Annotated in this window: 16 protein-coding genes; 5 read left to right on the plus strand and 11 right to left on the minus strand. The window is 34.7% G+C overall.

Features of this window, described 5'->3' with window-relative positions:
- Nucleotides 1–72: 72 nt before the first annotated feature.
- Complete coding sequence (locus QE177_RS10410) at nt 73–1,986, minus strand: enterotoxin (protein ID WP_280549392.1); 1,914 nt, start codon at nt 1,984–1,986, stop codon at nt 73–75.
- A gap of 715 nt (nt 1,987–2,701) precedes the next feature.
- On the opposite strand from QE177_RS10410, the gene QE177_RS10415 reads away from it, so the two are divergent.
- Nucleotides 2,702–3,355 carry an epoxyqueuosine reductase QueH gene (locus QE177_RS10415; RefSeq protein WP_280549394.1) on the plus strand — a complete coding sequence of 218 codons (654 nt, stop codon included), beginning with the start codon at nt 2,702–2,704 and terminating at the stop codon, nt 3,353–3,355.
- Nucleotides 3,356–3,416: 61 nt separating this feature from the next.
- Here the strand turns inward: QE177_RS10415 and lysS are convergent, their stop codons facing one another.
- The 5 genes from lysS to xerD all read right to left on the minus strand — a co-directional run bounded on the left by lysS (nt 3,417) and on the right by xerD (nt 9,718).
- Complete coding sequence (lysS, locus tag QE177_RS10420; protein WP_280549396.1) at nt 3,417–4,931, minus strand: lysine--tRNA ligase; 1,515 nt, start codon at nt 4,929–4,931, stop codon at nt 3,417–3,419.
- A gap of 9 nt (nt 4,932–4,940) precedes the next feature.
- A protein-coding gene (prfB, locus tag QE177_RS10425) for a peptide chain release factor 2 (RefSeq protein ID WP_180558774.1) occupies nt 4,941–6,039 on the minus strand; the annotation gives its coding sequence in 2 pieces (ribosomal slippage) (nt 4,941–5,963 and nt 5,965–6,039; 1,098 coding nt in all).
- A gap of 287 nt (nt 6,040–6,326) precedes the next feature.
- The gene (gene recJ, locus QE177_RS10430; protein WP_280552267.1) at nt 6,327–8,063 is read right to left on the minus strand and encodes a single-stranded-DNA-specific exonuclease RecJ; all 1,737 of its coding nucleotides are present in this window, start codon (nt 8,061–8,063) and stop codon (nt 6,327–6,329) included.
- Between the two features lie 13 nt (nt 8,064–8,076).
- A complete protein-coding gene (gene dsbC / locus QE177_RS10435; protein ID WP_280549398.1) occupies nt 8,077–8,784 on the minus strand; it encodes a bifunctional protein-disulfide isomerase/oxidoreductase DsbC in 708 nt (235 codons plus the stop codon).
- 22 nt (nt 8,785–8,806) lie between these two features.
- Nucleotides 8,807–9,718 carry a site-specific tyrosine recombinase XerD gene (gene xerD / locus QE177_RS10440; RefSeq protein ID WP_280549400.1) on the minus strand — a complete coding sequence of 304 codons (912 nt, stop codon included), beginning with the start codon at nt 9,716–9,718 and terminating at the stop codon, nt 8,807–8,809.
- Nucleotides 9,719–10,271: 553 nt separating this feature from the next.
- Here xerD and QE177_RS10445 point away from each other — a divergent pair.
- The 3 genes from QE177_RS10445 to fldB all read left to right on the plus strand — a co-directional run bounded on the left by QE177_RS10445 (nt 10,272) and on the right by fldB (nt 14,866).
- A complete protein-coding gene (locus QE177_RS10445) occupies nt 10,272–12,059 on the plus strand; it encodes a hypothetical protein (protein ID WP_280549402.1) in 1,788 nt (595 codons plus the stop codon).
- A gap of 492 nt (nt 12,060–12,551) precedes the next feature.
- A complete protein-coding gene (locus QE177_RS10450) occupies nt 12,552–13,865 on the plus strand; it encodes a S8 family serine peptidase (protein WP_280549404.1) in 1,314 nt (437 codons plus the stop codon).
- A 482-nt stretch (nt 13,866–14,347) separates the two neighbouring features.
- Entirely contained in the window at nt 14,348–14,866 is a 519-nt protein-coding gene (fldB, locus tag QE177_RS10455; RefSeq protein ID WP_280549407.1) for a flavodoxin FldB, read from the plus strand.
- A 15-nt stretch (nt 14,867–14,881) separates the two neighbouring features.
- Here the strand turns inward: fldB and QE177_RS10460 are convergent, their stop codons facing one another.
- Complete coding sequence (locus QE177_RS10460) at nt 14,882–15,289, minus strand: protein YgfX (RefSeq protein WP_180558768.1); 408 nt, start codon at nt 15,287–15,289, stop codon at nt 14,882–14,884.
- Nucleotides 15,270–15,536, minus strand: a complete 267-nt coding sequence (sdhE, locus tag QE177_RS10465) for an FAD assembly factor SdhE (protein ID WP_026821812.1) — start codon at nt 15,534–15,536, stop codon at nt 15,270–15,272. The genes QE177_RS10460 and sdhE overlap by 20 nt, the downstream gene beginning before the upstream one ends.
- Nucleotides 15,537–15,795: 259 nt before the next feature.
- Between sdhE and ygfZ the strand changes: the two genes are divergently transcribed.
- The gene (ygfZ, locus tag QE177_RS10470) at nt 15,796–16,782 is read left to right on the plus strand and encodes a tRNA-modifying protein YgfZ (RefSeq protein ID WP_280549415.1); all 987 of its coding nucleotides are present in this window, start codon (nt 15,796–15,798) and stop codon (nt 16,780–16,782) included.
- A gap of 870 nt (nt 16,783–17,652) precedes the next feature.
- Here the strand turns inward: ygfZ and QE177_RS10475 are convergent.
- The 3 genes from QE177_RS10475 to QE177_RS10485 all read right to left on the minus strand — a co-directional run bounded on the left by QE177_RS10475 (nt 17,653) and on the right by QE177_RS10485 (nt 20,022).
- Nucleotides 17,653–17,985 carry a hypothetical protein gene (locus QE177_RS10475; protein WP_280549418.1) on the minus strand — a complete coding sequence of 111 codons (333 nt, stop codon included), beginning with the start codon at nt 17,983–17,985 and terminating at the stop codon, nt 17,653–17,655.
- Between the two features lie 250 nt (nt 17,986–18,235).
- On the minus strand, nt 18,236–19,072 hold the full coding sequence (locus QE177_RS10480) for a hypothetical protein (RefSeq protein WP_280549420.1): 837 nt from the start codon (nt 19,070–19,072) through the stop codon (nt 18,236–18,238).
- Between the two features lie 92 nt (nt 19,073–19,164).
- Nucleotides 19,165–20,022, minus strand: a complete 858-nt coding sequence (locus tag QE177_RS10485) for a hypothetical protein (RefSeq protein WP_280549422.1) — start codon at nt 20,020–20,022, stop codon at nt 19,165–19,167.
- Between the last annotated feature and the right edge of the window lie 316 nt (nt 20,023–20,338).

Consider the following 20,338-nt stretch of genomic DNA (forward strand, 5'->3'; position numbering starts at 1 on the left):
GCAAGGAGGTTTTTGTTTTTCGATATTAATTAACGGGATCATGCTATTGAAACTTAAATCCTAGCCAATATTTTATCGTCCCTTTTTACCACTATTAGGCTCTAATAACATAACAACCGTTTCAAAAGGTGATAAGGTTACTAATGCCGATTTATTAATCTTAGTCGGTTTTTTACTGCCATTTTTACTAATATAATTCAGGCTAATTTGATAACTTTGTGGCGCGTTAGCCGGTAGTTCTAAATCATGCTGTAAATCCAAATAATAAACTTGGGGTTTATCCGATGGGTTTCTTAAACTGATAATCGATTTATTGCTATTCCAGGCAGCCCAACCATAGATCGCTAATTTGGTAGGATCACTACCTATCCAATGGCTATCAAATAAAATAGCTTGATTTTCGCGCGCCCAATTTGCTGCACTGGCTAATACATGCCAATTATTATCACTCAACAGCTCAGGCGTAATATACAATTCTTGTAACTGAGTACCGGTAGCAAAATAACTCCAAACTTGATCAGCAAAGTCCTGTCCAGATTGCCGGTCAAGGTATTTGGCTTGCTTAGCATAAATAATACCATGTAACATCAATGAATTAAGAGGAAATAATGGGCCTTTCATAACAACTGAGCGATAAGTTTCAGCATCGCGATAAGTCAACCATTGTTGTACTTTAGTACCCGGGCCATAAAAATTAACATCATCACCACCACGCCAAATCGAATCAGCGTAAAAAAGCCAGGAAGGTGTCGCCTGAGTGCCTGTGGTCAAGTTAATATAAAGTTTATTATTTGCTTTTCGCATATCACTAATCATATGGATTGCCGCAGCAAAATCACTGGTAAATGGACTACCAGGAATCACCTTATCCGCATTGCCGGTACCATCCAATTTAAACATAGTAATATTTTGTTGTTTAACTAACGCTAAAATACGTTTATGAAAGTTGGCATAATAATTAGCACCTGATAAAGCCAATTTACCATCCATTATCTCATAACCAAATTCAGCAGCATGTGAAACGCGAATATCGCGTGGTTTATTATATCCGCCCCAAGGTGATAACCAAATGCCTAGTGCCGCATGATATTTTTCGGCCGCTAATTTTAATTTATTAAACTCATTAGGAAAATTGGCACTGAATCCCCAGTTACCTTTTAAATTATCCCAACCATCATCAAATAAATAGCCATTTAATTTTACACCACGTTTATTGACCAGCTCTTCGCCATACTGTTCAATACGTAATAATGCTTGCTTTTCGGTATAAGGATTAAAAAAACCAATATCAAGCCAGGAGTTATAGTGCAAATAGGGATGATAAGGTCGAGCACGAACAACATTTAAAAACTGATTGACATGACGACGCAATTGACCGCTTTCATAAGTGCCAATATAAGTTTTATAGCTGAGGGTATGAGCGGGTTGTAAAGGAATGGCCTGCACTACTTTTTGTGTCACTGCGCCCTCATAAGCCGTGGTATTGGTTAACGGATTTTCTGGAATAATAAAAAATGAATCACTAATAATTGGAGAACTAACAACTGAACCATAAACAAAAGGCGCTTGGGTCTTAAAGGGCATTAATGAAACCATACTCATATTTAAGGGTTTATTTTCAGCAGTGATGCGGATTTCGTAACGAGCAAAATTTGCTTGATCATATAAAGCTAGTATCGTTGTTACTTTAATATTATTCCTAATATAATTTATTGTGATGGTATTTTTATCTTGCTTAATATTTTGCAAGTTAAAATCCTTTTCAGTTAATTTTTTTGCTGAATTAAAACTAATTTCAAATAAATTATCGGCTTTAATGACATCATTATTTTTGTTATTTTTAAACCAAACTAATATATCTTTAGTATTATCAGATAACAGAATATTGATATTTTTACCCGTTAGTTGATACTCTTTTGCCTGTAAAGATTTTACTAAACATAAAGTTATAAACACACTTAATATCATAACCCTCAATGCTCTCATGCAATAAACTCCTATTGACTGCTTAATTATTTTATTTTGCAAAAATCAAGTCCAAAAGCATGTAACACGGGTATTACAGCAAAAACTCTATCAAGAAATTGTGAACAGGTTGGCAATTGTTGGTTTATTTAACTAAAACCAATCTTCTAAAGTAATATTTAGCGACACAAAAATAGATAAAAGGCCATTTCTTTAACAAAAAATCCTGCCATTAAAACATTTAACAACTTATTTAATATTTTCTACAGCTTACTGTTTTAATTTATTACATTCAATTTAAGCATAAATTTCTGCTATTTATTTATGATTAACTTACGCTATTTATAATAAAAGTTTTTATACTAAATATCGCCTGCAAAATTTTATTTACGATCCTTTCTTCTATCTTTTTCATTCGTTGAAAGACTATCTTATTGCAATATTAAAAATAAAAAAAATTTTAATTTAATTAGATATTTATGTTAGTTAATAATATTATAAAAAATTATCCAATATTGTATTAATATCTGATAAAATAAATTTTTATATCAATTCGGATCGATTTAAAATAACCCTAAGTCAAATGTGGTGGATACTTTTACCGCTAATCATCAGTGGTAAATATCCTCTGCCTCTTAGCAAACAAATTTGACCCAAAAAATAAAAAGACTATTATATATGTCTTGCTAGCTGTTATTATTAGCCCTATTATCGATTACTATAAAAATTTGCAACCATGGATAAATTTACCCGTCCTACACTAACGCTGCCTAATGGCGCTAATAAATTATTACTGCACTCTTGTTGCGCTCCCTGTTCAGGTGAAGTGATGGAAGCACTTAGTGCTTCAGGTATTGATTATACTATTTTTTTCTATAATCCAAATATTCATCCACAACGAGAATATGAGATCCGTAAAAACGAAAATATTCGTTTCGCTGAGCAGCATAATGTGCCGTTTATTGATGCTGACTATGATAGTGATAACTGGTTTACCCGTGCTAAGGGAATGGAACAAGAACCTGAGCGCGGAATTCGTTGCACTATGTGTTTTGATATGCGATTTGAACGTACCGCGCTCTACGCTGCTGAGCATGGTTTTAGCATTATCTCCAGTTCATTAGGTATTTCCCGCTGGAAGAATATGCAACAGATTAATGATTGCGGTAAGCGTGCCGCCAGCCACTACGATGGCCTTACTTATTGGGACTATAATTGGCGTAAACAAGGCGGTTCAGCCCGAATGGTCGAAATTAGTAAGCGCGAACAATTTTATCAGCAAGAATATTGCGGTTGTATCTATTCTCTGCGTGATACTAATAAACATCGGCGCTCACAAGGGCGTGAGATTATCCGTATCGGGGTTAAATATTACACTGCCGACAAATAATAGCTCGAACAAAATAGCAATGCCTGGCTTCAGCCAGGCATTTTTTATGCAATCTGATAGGCTATTTACCAGGCCGCAAGGCTGGAAACAGAATAACATCACGAATTGTATGACTATCGGTCAATAACATGATCATCCGATCAATACCAATACCTAAACCTGCCGTTGGCGGCAATCCATGCTCCAGTGCAGTGATATAATCCTCATCATAAAACATGGCTTCATCATCACCTTCATCTTTCTGACGAACCTGCTGTGCAAAACGCTCGGCTTGATCTTCTGCATCATTAAGCTCAGAAAAACCATTACCAATTTCACGACCACCAATGAAGAATTCAAATCGATCGGTAATAAATGGATTATTATCATTCCGACGCGCCAACGGAGACACTTCTGCCGGATATTCAGTAATAAATGTCGGTTGAATCAAATGGCTTTCCGCCACCGCCTCAAAAATCTCACATTGTAAGCGACCTAATCCCCAACCTTTTTCTGGCTCAATATTCAGTGATTTTGCGATCGCTGTCGCTTTAGTCATATCATCCAAATCAGCCAGAACCGTTTCCGCACGATATTTGACTATCGCTTCTTTCATGGTCATTTTGCTAAAAGGCTGCCCGAAATCAAATAAATGCTCACCATATTTTACCTGGGTTGTGCCTAATACTTCTTGCGTTACCGTTCGGAATAACTCTTCGGTTAACACAATAAGATCTTTATAATCAGCATAAGCCATATAAAGTTCCATCATGGTAAACTCTGGATTATGCCGCGGTGAAATACCTTCATTACGAAAATTACGATTAATTTCAAAAACTCGCTCAAATCCACCCACAACTAAACGTTTTAAATAAAGTTCTGGCGCAATACGCAGATACATATCAATATCTAACGCATTATGATGAGTAATAAATGGACGAGCTGCTGCACCACCCGGTATAACCTGCATCATGGGTGTTTCAACTTCCATGAAATCTTTACTAACCATGAAGTTACGTAAAGCAGACAGCACACGTGAACGCGTAATAAAAGTCTGCCGTGAACGTTCATTGGCAATAAGATCAAGATAACGTTGGCGATAACGCGTTTCCTGATCTGCCAGCCCATGGAATTTATCCGGCAAAGGGCGCAATGCTTTGGTTAACAAATAAACTTCATAACCATGAATGGTTAACTCGCCGGTTTTAGTCTTGAATAATTTACCTTTAACACCGAGAATATCGCCCAGATCCCATTTCTTAAATTGTTCGTTATAGATCCCTTCTGGTAAATCATCACGAGAAATATAAATCTGAATGCGCCCCCCCATATCTTGTAAGGTAGCAAAAGAGGCTTTACCCATGATACGGCGTGTGATCATTCGTCCGGCAACAGAGACATCAATATTTAGGGCAGTAAGCTGCTCCGCATCCTGATCTGCATACTTACCATGTAAATCGCTAGATAAATACTCCCGGCGAAAGTCATTAGGAAAAGCAATGCCATTACCACGCAATCCCGCCAGTTTTTCTCGACGAGTTTTTAATTCATTATTTAAATCAAGGGCCTGATCAGTACCCTGTTGTTGTTGAGACATCTTTTTTCCTCATAAGCCAGCTTTCAAGCTTGCTTCAATGAATTTGTCCAGATCACCATCCAGTACCGCTTGGGTATTGCGATTTTCAACCCCTGTACGTAGATCTTTAATTCGAGAATCATCCAGCACATAAGAACGAATTTGGCTACCCCAGCCAATATCAGATTTATTTTCTTCTAAGGCTTGTTTATCGGCATTTTTCTTTTGCATCTCAAGCTCATATAATTTTGCTTTTAGTTGCTTAAAAGCCTGATCTTTATTCTTATGTTGTGAACGGTCATTCTGACATTGAGTAACAATGCCAGTTGGAATATGAGTTATACGTACCGCTGACTCTGTTTTATTAACATGTTGACCACCAGCCCCTGATGCTCGATAAACATCAATACGCAAATCCGCGGGATTGATTTCAATATCAATATCATCATCCACTTCAGGATAAATAAAGGCTGAGCTAAAAGAAGTATGGCGGCGACCGCCTGAATCAAAAGGACTTTTACGCACTAATCGATGAACACCCGTTTCAGTACGTAACCAACCATAAGCATACTCACCAATAATTTTTATCGTGGCAGATTTTAAACCAGCAACATCGCCATCTGACGCTTCAATAATCTCTGTTTTAAAACCTTTTGACTCAGCCCAACGCAGATACATACGCATTAACATGCTAGCCCAGTCTTGTGCCTCCGTTCCTCCCGAGCCTGCCTGTAAATCAAGATAACAGTTAGCACTGTCATACTGCCCTGAAAACATACGGCGAAATTCCAATTGCCCCAGTTTTCCTTCCAATTGCGCTAACTCTGCTACCGCCTCATGAAAAGTTTCTTCGTCATCAGCTTCGATTGCTAGATCGAGCAAACCAGATACATCATCTAAACCTTGTATTAACGCGTCAATAGTTTCGACTATGGCTTCAAGAGAAGAACGTTCCTTACCCAACGCTTGGGCTCGCTCAGGTTCGTTCCATACATCAGGCTGTTCAAGTTCTGCGTTTACTTCTTCCAAACGTTCTTTCTTGGCATCATAGTCAAAGATACCCCCTCAAGATCTTCGTCCGCTCAGACAGATCCTGAATTTGATTTTTTATTGGATTAATTTCAAACATAACCTTGTATCTTATTTATGTTATTTTCATTAAAAAGTCATAAAAATATAAACCGCCTATTGTAGCGGATCTGATTGCGGGATTATAGTTTTTCAGTCAATATGCTCCATGATAATCCCTTTTTACCAACCAAATAGCCGCTTTTAGTCAGTAAATGCCGCTATGAGAATCATGCTTTAAATCCAAATATTAGCAAATAAGTGGTAGAAAAATATTGGCTATAATAAGGGAAATCATAGGTATATCTACCACTTCAGTGAAAAATAACAGTTAGAATAGGTTAAATACTATTCACAAGGCCACAAATGCTGAATGAGTAACTGGATGTTACGATTGCCACGATACTCATTGACATCAAGTTTATAAGCTAACTCGACCATTTTAATACTATTGTCAGGCCAATAAGCAGTATCAATATTAAAGGCGATGCCATCTATCATCGGGCCACCCGCCAGTGGTTCTAACATCACTTTTAGATGACAATCACCGACAAGACGTTGTTGCAGTAACTTAAATTTGCCATCAAAGATAGGCTCTGGAAAAGCCTGTCCCCATGGCCCAGCATTTCTAATTAGTTCTGCAATATCCAGCGACAACTCTTCATTATTTAGCTCACCATCACTCCAAATAACCCCTTCAAGCATATCGTTATCCAGCAGTTCTGCCATCAGATTAGAAAAGTTCTCTTGAAACTGAGTAAATTTCTGCTCCTCCAGCGTTAATCCTGCTGCCATGGCATGGCCGCCAAACTTTAAAATTAATCCTGGATTAAGCGTATCTAAGCGCTCAAGTGCATCTCGTAAATGTAAACCATTGATGGAACGCCCTGAACCCTTTAAAATCCCTTCGCCTGCTGGTGCGAAGGCGATAACCGGACGATGAAAACGTTCTTTAATGCGAGAAGCCAATATTCCTACTACTCCCTGATGCCATTCGGGATGATAGAGTGCTAAACCATTGGGTATTTGATGACGTTTTTTTTCTATTTGTGAAAAAATATGCCAAGCCTCTTGCTGCATATCTTGTTCAATTTCGCGCCGGGTACGATTTAAGCTATCTAATTCATTAGCCAATTTTCTAGCGTGCGCGATATCGTCAGTCAATAGCAGCTCCACACCGATTGACATATCATCTAATCTTCCCGCAGCATTGAGCCGTGGCCCAATGGAGAAACCTAAATCATTAGCAACCAGACGACTAACATCACGTTTGGAAACTTCAATCAAAGCTTTGATCCCGACACAGCTGCGGCCCGCCCGAATACGATTTAAACCTTGGTAAACTAAAATACGATTATTACTATCCAAGGGAACAACATCCGCCACCGTCCCTAATGCCACCAAATCTAGTAATTCAGCCAGATTAGGCATCTTACGTGACTGTTGCTCAAACCAACCGGTCTGGCGCAACGCAGCGCGTAATGCTGACATCAAATAAAAACTGACACCAACCCCGGCTAATGCTTTTGATGGAAAGTGACAATCAGCTAAATTAGGATTAATAATTGCTTCTGCACAAGGCAGTTTTTCTCCTGGCAAATGGTGGTCGGTAATGATCACTTTTATACCGTGTCGATGAGCAACAGCAACACCTTCATGGGAGGATATGCCATTATCAACGGTAATAATAAGTTGCGCTTTTCTTTTAATAACTTCATCAACAACCTGCGGGCTAAGTCCATAGCCATCTTCAAATCGGTTAGGCACCAAATAATCAAAATAACGATATCCCATCGCGCTCAGCGCTCGCAGTGTCAATGCCGTACTCGTTGCACCATCGGCATCGAAATCACCGACCACAATAATCCGCCAATGTTCATGTAGGGCAGTTATTAACAGTTGAACCGCAGTTTCAATCCCATTAAGTGATTGGTAATTAAGTAATCCTTTGGCTCCTGTTTCTAACTCATTTTCTGCCAACACACCTCTCATGGCATACAAACGGCGTAATACCGGAGACAAATGAGCAGGCAGGTGGCTATCATCTGCTTTCGGTCGTCGACGAAGCTGTATTTTCATATTTATTGTTAACTCATTATTATTTTTTCTTAAGTTTTTCTAACCCTTTAACTAAATCATCGGCTGTCATATAACCCGGTATTACTGTGCCATCTTCTAATACCAAAGCGGGTGTTCCGTTAATACCAAGCATATGACCAATATTAAATTGAGCAGCAATATCAACCGTTTTGCATTTTTCAATTGGAGAAATCGTTTCACCTTTAAAAGCGTCTGTTAATGCTTTTTGTCGATCAGCGCTACACCAGATAGATGTCATTGTTTTAGCTGATTCATGGTGAAGACCATTACGAGGGAATGCCAAATAACGTACGGTGATACCCTTTTTATTATATTCTGCTATATCTTGATGAAATTTTTTGCAATAACCACAGGTAACATCAGTAAACACGGTAATAGCATATTTTTCCTCTGGCGCCTTGAATATGATCATCTGATCACTCATCGCTTCTATTTTTTTTGCCAAGATTTGATTTGTGACATTAACCGGCATTTGTCCACTTAAATCATAAATAGGTCCCTCTAACAAATACTTACCGTCTTCGGTCACATAAACCAGCCCTTGGTTAGTGATCACTGTACTCAAACCAACAATAGGTGACGGATGGATATTCTCAGTTTCTATGCCCATTTTATTCAATGTTCTTTTAATAGCCACATCATCAGCCAATACAGAATGTGACACTGCGACCAGCAAACTAACTAACCATACGATATTTTTTTTCATTTAAAATTTCCTTGATCCTCAATCAACCTCGAGGATGATGTTGTTGATGCAATTGCCTTAACCGCTCTGTAGCAACATGGGTATAGATCTGTGTGGTAGAAAGATCACTATGTCCAAGCAACATTTGTACTACCCGTAGATCTGCGCCATGATTTAGCAAATGGGTCGCAAATGCATGTCTTAATACATGAGGAGAAAGTTTTTCACTATCAATTCCAGCAATTGCTGCATAATATTTAATTCGATGCCAAAAAGTCTGACGCGTCATTTGAGTGCCTCTTTTACTCGGAAATAACACATCATTGGTCAATCCATTAAGTAAGATTGGACGGCTCTCCGTTAAATAAGTTTCCAACCAATAAATAGCCTCTTCACCTAAGGGTACCAACCGTTCTTTATTACCTTTTCCTACTACCCGAATAACACCCTGACGCAAACTAATATCTGCTAATGTTAGCCCAACCAGTTCAGAAACACGTAACCCACAAGCATACAGCACCTCAAGCATTGTTTTATCTCTTAATTCAATCGGATCCTCAGTGGTAGGCGCATGCAGTAAATCTTCAACTTGTTTCTCATTAAGATCTTTAGGTAGCCGTTTTGGTAACTTAGGTGCCGACAATTGTGCCGTCGGATCATCGGTGCGTAGTTTCTCACGATAGAAATACTGGTATAAGCGCCGCATAGCACTAAGTAAACGAGCAGAACTCGTTGCTTTATAACCACCCTCTACGCGTTCTGCCAAAAAAGATTGTAAATCCATGACTTCAACCGTAAGCAGATCATAACCTTGGCGTGACAACCAACCAACTAATGTTTGTAAATCAGTACGATAAGAAGAAAGCGTATTAGCCGCTAAATCATGCTCAAGCCAAATAGTATCGAGAAATTGTTCTATCAACGGATGACTGTCTCTGTTTTTTTCAGTTGACACAATAGCACTCCTAGTAAATTAATTGCACTCTATTATGCCTCAAAAAATACTTTCTGCCACAATGCCATACTAACATTTATGCAGGTTGTTTCTTTATTAATTAAATTAGAATGATAATTTATATAACTAATTAAAATTAATAAGTTAAATCAATATCCAGTGATTAATTATAGTATTTAATATTGTGAATTAGGGATCAGTAACGCTCAATTCATCTTAGTTTTTTATCAATTAATAACTATTATCTACATTAATCGTTATTTAATTTACTAAAAAATAAAAATCATGATGATGTTATTATAAACATCCTTTTTGAAAAATATAAAAAAATTAACTACGCTATTATTTAATTAATTTTACTGTAACCAATTGATATTTTAATAAGTTGATAATTCAATAAGATATTAGCTAAAAAAAACACTATACAAAATAAAAAAAAATAATTTAATGTTATAAACAGATGAGTAACATTACAAATGATTAAGTTGTTTATTTAATAATGAATATAAATTTTCAATAACAATTAAATATATAATTAAAAAGGATAATAAATATGCCAGTAAATATTATCTATTCTGCCATTCCAACAACTAAAAATTCACATGGTGTTGAAAAAAGAGCAATTGGCAAATCTATTTTTCTAAACCAAGCTAATGGTACACCTATTTCTTTAGCACCTGGCTTACCAAATCTAGAACAACAATTTGCTGAAATGGGAATTGTTGATCTTCGTACTCATGATTGGTATGGCGTATGTGATATTGATAGTTGCTTTGATACGACAGATATGAATTACCTGGATCAGATAACAAACAATGCCCCTAATAATGTTAAAGAACAAATAAATAATTATGCTGATGATTTTTTTAATCGAAGAACTATTTGCTTAAATGCCCCACAATATTTTTCAGCTAAGGAAGAGCCACAATTCAATTGGCAACCAACTGATGCCTATCTTAAAAACTCTTTATCAAATAAATATTATCAAGGTAAACAAAAACCGAATATATTATTTAGAATAGGCAGAATACTTAATGGCGGGAAACATAAACCAACTAATATTGAAAAATATTGTCAATTAGTAAAGAAATTAGTAGAAAGATATAGTATTAATTATCATTTGATAGGTCTTGCTTATCCGATTTCTGAATACGAAATCTGGAATGAACCCGATCTTGGTTTCTTCTGGACAACTCCCGAAAATAATCAGCTCGCAGTTGTCGAGTTTTATGATTTTTATCGTGCTGTTGCCAATACCATTCGAGCAACCGCACCTTGGGTAAAAATTGGTAGTTGTGGAACTACTTTTGTTTTTAAAAATGAAAATTTTGTCGATAACTTTATTGCCTATATAAAAAACAAACATGTTCCTTTTGATTTTTACTCATATCATTATTACGCAATTCATACTGCCAATCCGAAAAATATTTATGAAATGCAAGATTATGTGCGTAGTAGACTCGATAAACATGGCTTTCAGCAGGTAAAATGCTATATCACTGAATGGGCCTTGACCGCTTATGCGAGTAAAATTAACAATTCTAAGAACCAAAGCCATGTTGCCGCTGCCTATTTACTCTCTTTTTTGATTCACGCAGAACAAGCTGGCGTAGATAAAGCCTATCTATATCGAGCTGATGGAGCAGAATTTGGTTTATTTAATAACAACAGTTACGCTACCTATGCCGCCCAAGCATATTGGCTATATAATCAATTTGCTTCTCATCGTGATTCATCGATTATTAAATTAACAGATACTTGTAAAACTGGCATAACTACAACCGGCGCAATTAATGCCAACAATCAAATAAACATACTTATTGCCAATTATACGGCCGATCCCTCTATTGTTGGCGAAAGTGGTCAAACAAAACTACCCACAGGCGTCAAACTGCAATCACAATATTATATTGATACCGCGATCCCTGCTAACCTACTCGATAGCGAGCGTTGGTATGGCAGCAATATTGTACCACCACGTAATAGAAATAAAGTGCTATATAATGGTAAGCCTGTGCCAAATGGTCCAAATTGGCCAAATAAAAATGACCAATTAAAATACGACGATGCCAGCTATCAGCAATCAAGTGCAGGATATATTGTTACCGTGACAGATATCCCCGCTAATTTTAACCACTACAAGATTATTTTACATAAAGTTTTTAATGGCGGGCAACGTCAATCACTTAATGGAGAAACCTTTATTTATGAACCCCAAGGTATTATTCCACAATCCAGAGAGATAGTTATTAAAGATGATGATCCTCGCACAGCAGGAAATAACACGATAGCTTTAATAACAATCGAATTATACCAACTTAATAGTAGTTTCCGTCATTAAAAAATTTTAAACCTATTATAAATAATAGGTTTTTACTAATCGTGAATTAAATAACCTTTTTACTAATTAGATATTACTATTCATTTAAATAATAGGTTTATTTTTAATAACTTTTATTATTCAGATAATGATAAAAAATTATTTAATTAGTAATAAGATAAAAATTTATGCTTATAACAATAGAAACTTTCTTATGCACTTTAAGCATATCTAAATGACAAATTGAAAAAATTATTTGTCCCTGCTTCATTAACATTAATTTATTTAATTAATGAATTCCTTTTATAACATGTTTTAGTTATAAAAAAAATTCTTCCATTAATTTTATAAAACAATTCACAGAATGAAAATAACTTAATTTTCATTAATTAACCAGCTAAAAAAATATTCAACAACTTTAATTATCTTAAATAAAATTCATTATGCTAAATTTTTTATTCGCTTAATAAGCGAAATAATAATAATTCATCTTTTATAATATGGAGCTTAACAATGAAAAAACATAAATTTATTATAAAATTTAATCAATCTGTTATCCAAGAAAGAAAAGATAATAATAAATTAATTTTAAAACCTGCTGTATTAAAAGATAGCTTCCTAAATAACTTTAATTACTATTCTATTGTTGATGATGATTTACTCACAATGAAAAACCACCTAATCAATTGTCAAAACCTTACTGGTATTTGCTATGTTGAAGAAGCGGACAATATGCCATTGGAAGAACTACAACGTTTAGCAGATAAAATAAATAGTCATGATTGTGTTGAATATGCCTATATTGAACATACCGACACCCCACCACCATTTAGGCAGTTATCAGATCATAAGACAGGGCAAATTCATAATACACCTAATTTTAATCCCCTTCAGGGCTATCAAGGTGGGACAACTGTAGATCATATTGGTATTGATATTGAGTATGCCTGGTCACTTGGTATCACAGGACAAGGGATCCGCTGTGCAGATATAGAAGGTGGATTTGATTTTAACCATGTTAATTTACAAAGAAAAAGTTTTATTAATCTGTCACCAGAATATCCGTTTAAAAATGAACATGGCACGGCGGTTGCTGGAATAATGTATGCCAAAGATATGGGATTGGGGATAAAAGGATTAGTGCATGGCGCAGATTCTTTTTATGGCGTTTCAGAAGCACCGGCTGGGCGCGTTAATGGAATTGCTAAAGCATTAAAATACTTAAGGCCAGGAGATATATTCATCTACGAATTACAATCAATGGGACCACGTAATAAATATGTTCCAGCCGATTATCAAAAAGCGGTCTGGGATATCACAAAAGAAGCCACTGATGCAGGCATAATTGTCATTATGGCAGCGGGAAATGGCGCTGAGGATTTAGATCATAAATTATATAATGAATATAGAAACCGTAATGATGATGGCGATAACGGTGCAATTCGTGTTGGTGCGGGCGATAAAAAATACCTGATACCAACAGATTTCACCACTTATGGCAGCATGGTACATGTGCAAGGATGGGGTTTAAATGTCGTCACAACTGGTTATAACGACCTATACAATAGTGGTGAGCATAATAATTATACCCATACTTTCTCGGGTACATCATCTGCGACACCGATTGTCGCTTCCGCTGTCGTGGCAATCCAATCATGGTATAAACAGCATATTGGTGATGTTATTAAACCTAAGGACATGCGTGCACTTTTAATCGAAACAGGTACACCGCAAGGATTCCATCAAACGAGCAATAAATGGATAAATATTGGCCCATTACCTAATGTACGTCGAGCAATTAATACATTACAGAGGCGTTTCCAATAAAAAGCGTTAACTATGCGTTACTAACAATAAAAGAGATTGTCATTTAGCAATCTAACTTTAAAACCAGATCGCAAATTTTTTAACAGATAAAGATCTGGTTTTTTAACCTATTATCGACAAATTGTAATATTAAATATTATAAAAAACAGAAAATAGCATAAAAAAAAGCCAGTTTAAACTGGCAAACATATCAAACACAACACCAGGGAAAGTCTCTATCTAACAAGAATGAAATGAACAAATAAGGCGTAGAAATTGCAAGGACTAATTAGAGAATAGGTTAAAAATAATTATTTTCTATCTTTATTGATGATAATATGAGGCATATCAAAAAAACAGCCATATCTATTAACGTTAATGAAATAATATAACTAATAGTTTAATCTATAAATTAACCTTAATTAACTGAATTACAATATTTTTTTAATATTTTTCTGCTATAATGCTTCATTATTACTCGCAAGATGACAACCAGTTGCAAAATGAAAATAGGTCTTTTTTATGGTTCCAGTACCTGCTACACCGAAATGGTTGCAGAGAAAATCCAATATAATTTAGGTGAAGAGTTAGTTGATTTATATAATATTAAAGATATTTCGCCGCAATTAATGGAAAATTACCAAATCCTGATTTTAGGTATTCCTACCTGGGATTTTGGCGAACTACAAGAAGATTGGCAAACAATTTGGGATGTACTCTGTTCGTTAAATCTCGCTGGCAAAATTGTATCCCTATATGGTTTAGGTGATCAAATTGATTATGGCGATTGGTTTCTTGATGCACTAGGAATGCTTTATCATCAATTATCAAGGATGCAAGTTAAATTTGTCGGTTTTTGGCCCACAACAGGGTATAACTTTAGCAGTCTTAAACCCTTAACAACGGATGGTAGCCAGTTTGTTGGGCTAGCGCTCGATGAAACTAACCAATTCGAACAAACAGACGAACGAATAGAGCGGTGGTGTATGCAAATATTAAATGAAATAGAAGCCTTATTATAAGGCTTCTATTTCATATCAAATATCAGGGTACTGCAACAGCAATTGATTTAAATTCCGCCACTCCTCTTCTGGCATACTATCTGAAGCAATCCATAACCGAATCCGCTTATTACATTGCCATGAACGAAGAGTAAGTTTTACACCAAAAAAACAAAACCAAGGTTTTTTAACAATCAGCCATTCGCTTTTTTTCCACTGTATCTTATTACCATTAAGTAAAACTAAGCTACCTTTACAACGACTAATATTTTTTTGACTCCTTACCCAACTTGCCACAATCAATAAGGTCGCTATCAACCAAGTGACCAGATTATTTGGTGGCCAAGATGAAAAGAAAACTAACAAGCCAATTCCCACATGAACACCCGTTGAAAAAAGCTGCGTCAGCCACGAAACATTGATATTAAATTTCCAAAGAACCACGTTGTTTATTTCTACTCTGTATCAATTGAATCATATGATAAAGACCATCATCATCAGGACGTCCATGATTCATCAACCAGTTGAACAAATCAGGATCTGCACACTCTAGTAAACGAACAAACAGACATTTTTCATCCTCTGTGAGTGAATCATATTCATACTCAAAAAAAGGCATAATGGCGATGTCCAACTCACGCATTCCTCTGCGACATGCCCAGTGGATCCTGGGTTTATGATTGATATCCATAAGATAAAATAACCTTAAATACTTTTGTGAATAATTTTTGCTTCCATATCAGAATTTAGCGTAGCAAATTCTAATCAATATCGAAATGATTTAAGTAACATTTTTGTAAAAACCACAATTAGTCACTAACTAAAAACTTTATATAGAAAAATTATTCGACATAAATTTTGTTAGTTAATTTTGATAATATTACTTGCTTTGTCAGCTAGCTATTTTACCATTATGACAACTCTTATCCAGGTTACTAACGGATGATCACATGATAAGCCTAAATAAATTTATACCAGAGACTGGCAAAACAGAGCACCAATTACCATTAACATTAATGTCACTTAACGACTGGAGTTTCATCACAGCAACAGGGATTGATGCCGAAAAATATTTACAGGGTCAATTAACCGCGGATATTACCACGTTAATGCCACAACAACATATATTCACCGCCCACTGTGATGCCAAAGGGAAAATGTGGAGCACACTACGTTTATTTCACTATAACGAAGGCTTTGGCTATATTTTACGCTCCAGCGTGGCGGCAAAACAACTAAGTGAACTGAAAAAATACGCGGTTTTCTCGCAAATAACCCTCAGTCAGCAACCTAATATTATGTTGTTAGGTATTGCTGGCCAAGGGGCTCGCGATACCTTGAACAATCACTTTTCTCAATTACCTAATCAGGAAAAACCTGTTATACATCTTGAGCAAACGACTTTACTACACTTTAATGTACCATCCGAACGTTTTTTAATTGTTACCGATAGCGCGACTGCAGCTAAACTGACAAAATATTTCCCCCAACATGGTGATAATCAGCAATGGCTAGCTTTCGATATTGCTGCCGGTATTGCTAATATTGATATTGAAAATAGTGAACAATTTATTCCACAAGCCGTTAATCTACAAGCATTACCGGCCAGTATCAGTTTTCACAAAGGCTGCTACAGCGGACAGGAAACGGTTGCTCGAGCAAAATATCGCGGTGCCAATAAACGCGCCATGTTTTGGTTAGCAGGGTCAGCAAATACGCTGCCAAAAGCCGGAGAAGCTATCGAATGGAAAATTGGTGATAACTGGCGGCGTACTGGAATCGTATTGGCGGCCGTTAACTTAGCAAAGGGTTTTATTAGTATTCAAGTTGTTATGAATAATGATATGGCTAAAGAGAGTGTTTTCCGTGTGGCAGGAGAAGAACAAAGCCAACTTACTATTCAACCCTTGCCTTATTTATTGACGGAAGAGGAATAGCAAATCCATTGATTGCTAATAAAAATTTATTCCGTTAAGCCCTTTTCCTATAGCAAAACAGGGATCTTGAAAATAGCCCTGTTATAAAATTAATCTCTCACCAAGTCATCTTATTAATTTCTCTGGTAAAAACCAAAGCAACATCGCAATTGCCGCCGATGCATTATAGTTTAATGATCCAGAATGACTCTCATTAACGCGTTGATTTGACGATTAATTTAATTAGCTGATTAATATTAGATAGTTTGGATAGACGGAATTGTTTTACTTCAATGTCATTATGCTTCAAAATCAAACCTTTAATAACATTCTATAAAAATTTTTGGTTTTTTTCTATCTTAGACTCGCCAATTTGTGTTGCTTGAAAATAAGGATCCGTCAATTATAGCAGTAATTTCACCCTTCTTATGCTATTCACCATACCAACGACGCTCCAACGCGTTTTTCCTGTTGTTATACCCTTTCATGACCATAAATAACGCGAAATTTATTCGCAACTACAGCAAATTGCACTAATGTTATTTAGTCTGGCTATTTAGCTATCAAACCTGCGGCAACGTTATTATTAATATTAAACACATATATGCAATATAAATTATTTTGTTTAATAATTACAAAGATATATATTTTAGACCATAACAACCTGATATTTGCATAACGTCATGAATGCTTATTGGAAAATAACGCTAAATCATAACCTAATAACTCGCCACATAACGGAATAATATTCATCCCTGAATCTCCTTTACATCATTTTCACTTTGATTAAAATGGACTAAAATAGGCAAACACCAAATAAAAATAGCGCCAAGATATAGCTCTAGCGCTATTGTTATTACTGGCATGAGAAAAAAATATCTGTTATCGCGGTTAATTCATTCTTAATGTGGGAGTAATAGCAGTTACAAGCGAAATAATAGCCTCTGTCTGCATAATATTATTCATTATTACTGCCACACTTTCATTACCAGCAGCAAAAGTAACTGTAGCATCAATCAAAATATTAGCTATTTTATCGATACTATCTGCCATTTGTAGTGTTGATTCGGTTATCTCCTTAACGAACAATTTTTCAAGTTCATCACCTAAAACACAATCTGTTATTAATGGTTTAGAATGTGAATATGATTGAAACAATTCGTCTAGAGATTCTTCTGATGTTTTACCATAGTTGTTAATTTGAGAAGTGACTATACTTTCCATTTTTTATCCTTTCCTTGATTAATTAACAGTATAAATCCTACATATTAAATAGTGTTATAATAAAAAAATATAACAATGAAACTTGTTCTAATGATACATTATCTAACAATGTAAATAACAATCAATTACTTAAAAAATATCTTTAACCTAATATCCAGTATTATTTATATTAATTACCTAAAAATACGCATCCGATTTATTGATAATTATTTTTTATATCATAAATATACGAATTACTTTTTTATCACTATTACCAATCGATACAAGATTTATAATTTGTTTTTTTAGGTAGCATATTATTCTGTGTCAACCAATCAGAAAGAACAATAAATCTAAAACCAAGAATTAGCTTTAGATCGTCATGAGATAAAGTAGAATTTAAAAATTTAAGTTCTATTTTTGCTATCTCAATTTTCCGCTCTGACTCATCAACAGGCTTATATTTTTTGTCCTCTTCGTCATAACATATTTTTATTTCAGCTGAATATAAATATAACCTGATAACATTAGATTCTGAGCTTAATACGGTATGGGTAAACAAAATACCGTTATTTTTATCAGTAGTATTGGCAATAGAATGATTGAGCAGGGTCTTTAATGATGAATTGATATATGGTTTTTCTTGCTCTGATATATTTTGATATTGCTGTAATACTTTTTCTAATATATCTTTATAATTATTATTATCATAATAAATTTTATAATTAGAAGAAGTTTCGACTAGAAACATGCTACTAGATAAGAGTATTGAAAGATATTTATGATAATTTTCATCATTATTTTTTTTATCTGGATCCAGCGGATCCCAATCACATATTTCTTTAATAAAAGAGAGATAAGATGTTACAAAGTGTTGTGGATTATCAGTAAGTTTTGATAATAATTTTTCTACTTCATTATTACTATGCATCTCTTTTAATAAATCTTCTTCTGCTAATACCCTTTCTATATCATTACCAATGGCAATTGCTCCACTAGTCACTAAATCTGATTTTGAATTTTCGTTTTTAATTATATAGTTATTAAGAATAGAATTATATGCTCCACTCAGAATTGAATACAAATTTTTATCTTTAAATATCTTCATAAAATATCCTTTGATATTAGGATGTAATATGCTCAAAAATAGTTAACTTTTATGCTTAAACAGTAAATAAAAATAAGAAAAGGTAATAGTTATTATTTATTGCCAAAACAATAGTTCATTGCTTCTTTATTATCCTTTGCTTTTGTTTTCATTTTTCTTATCCATTCATCTAAATCACTTCTAGTCGTATCCAGTAAAATTTCCGCAATTTTTTTATCATAAATAAAAGTATGCATTTTTAGCACCAAATTTTTTATTTGTATGCGAGAAACATATTTATCCGTAGGCTCACTTTTAGTTTTACCTGTCTGTCTTTCAAATAGAATATGCGAAGAGTTTATATAAAATTTCACATCATCTTTATTTGCCGATGCGATAACACCTTGGGTAAATAATACACTGTTATTTTTTTGTTCAGAATAAGATAATGCCGCTTTAGCTAACTGAGTAACAGAATTTTTAATTTTCTGCTTATCAGCACCAGTAATACTATCATATATATCCACAATCTTATCAATGAGATCATCATAATTCTCTTCTCGATAATTAAGATCAAGTAATTTATCTTCTTCTACCATCATTAGCACATTTTTTTTCATTTCCTCGGCATATGTTATATAGGCTTCGGAATTACCCAACATAATAGCTTTTTGTGGTTCATAACCAACTCCACCCATTGCGATGGTACTTATAATAGCCAGACCGTTAGCTGGCGATTCCGCTAATTTTTCGGCAGTAATATCCTTTGATTTTCCATCTCGATTCATTTCATTAAGCTGTTGAGCAATTATCAAATCTTTATCTTGATGAGCGCCAATAATATCCCCTGTAGATACTGTAATTTTTGCGTCACTATAATAGTCTTGGTTTAATGATGCGGATGCTGGTCTTAACGATTTAATCCAATCAATTAGTTTTTTATATTGCTCTTCCATATTTATTTCATTCATAAACACTCCATATTTAATAATAAAAAATTTAATATAAATAATATTTATTTTAAACTAACAAAAACAGCCTAATACAACTATTTAAATTTAAATAAATAAAACAATTACCATAAAGTTGCTATAAAAACTCAATACGCTGTTTACCCCAACATCATATTTTATTTTGCTGTTTATTTTAATTTGCATTTTATCACGAATAATAACATTGTAATCAATAACAATTGTCATTAATGATATATGGTTTTATTAAATAAAAATAACTGATTAAAGTAGTATTTATTTAATTATGTTCGTTGTCATTTTATTATTAACCCGC

This window comes from Arsenophonus sp. aPb (assembly GCF_029873475.1).
Lineage (GTDB): Bacteria > Pseudomonadota > Gammaproteobacteria > Enterobacterales > Enterobacteriaceae > Arsenophonus.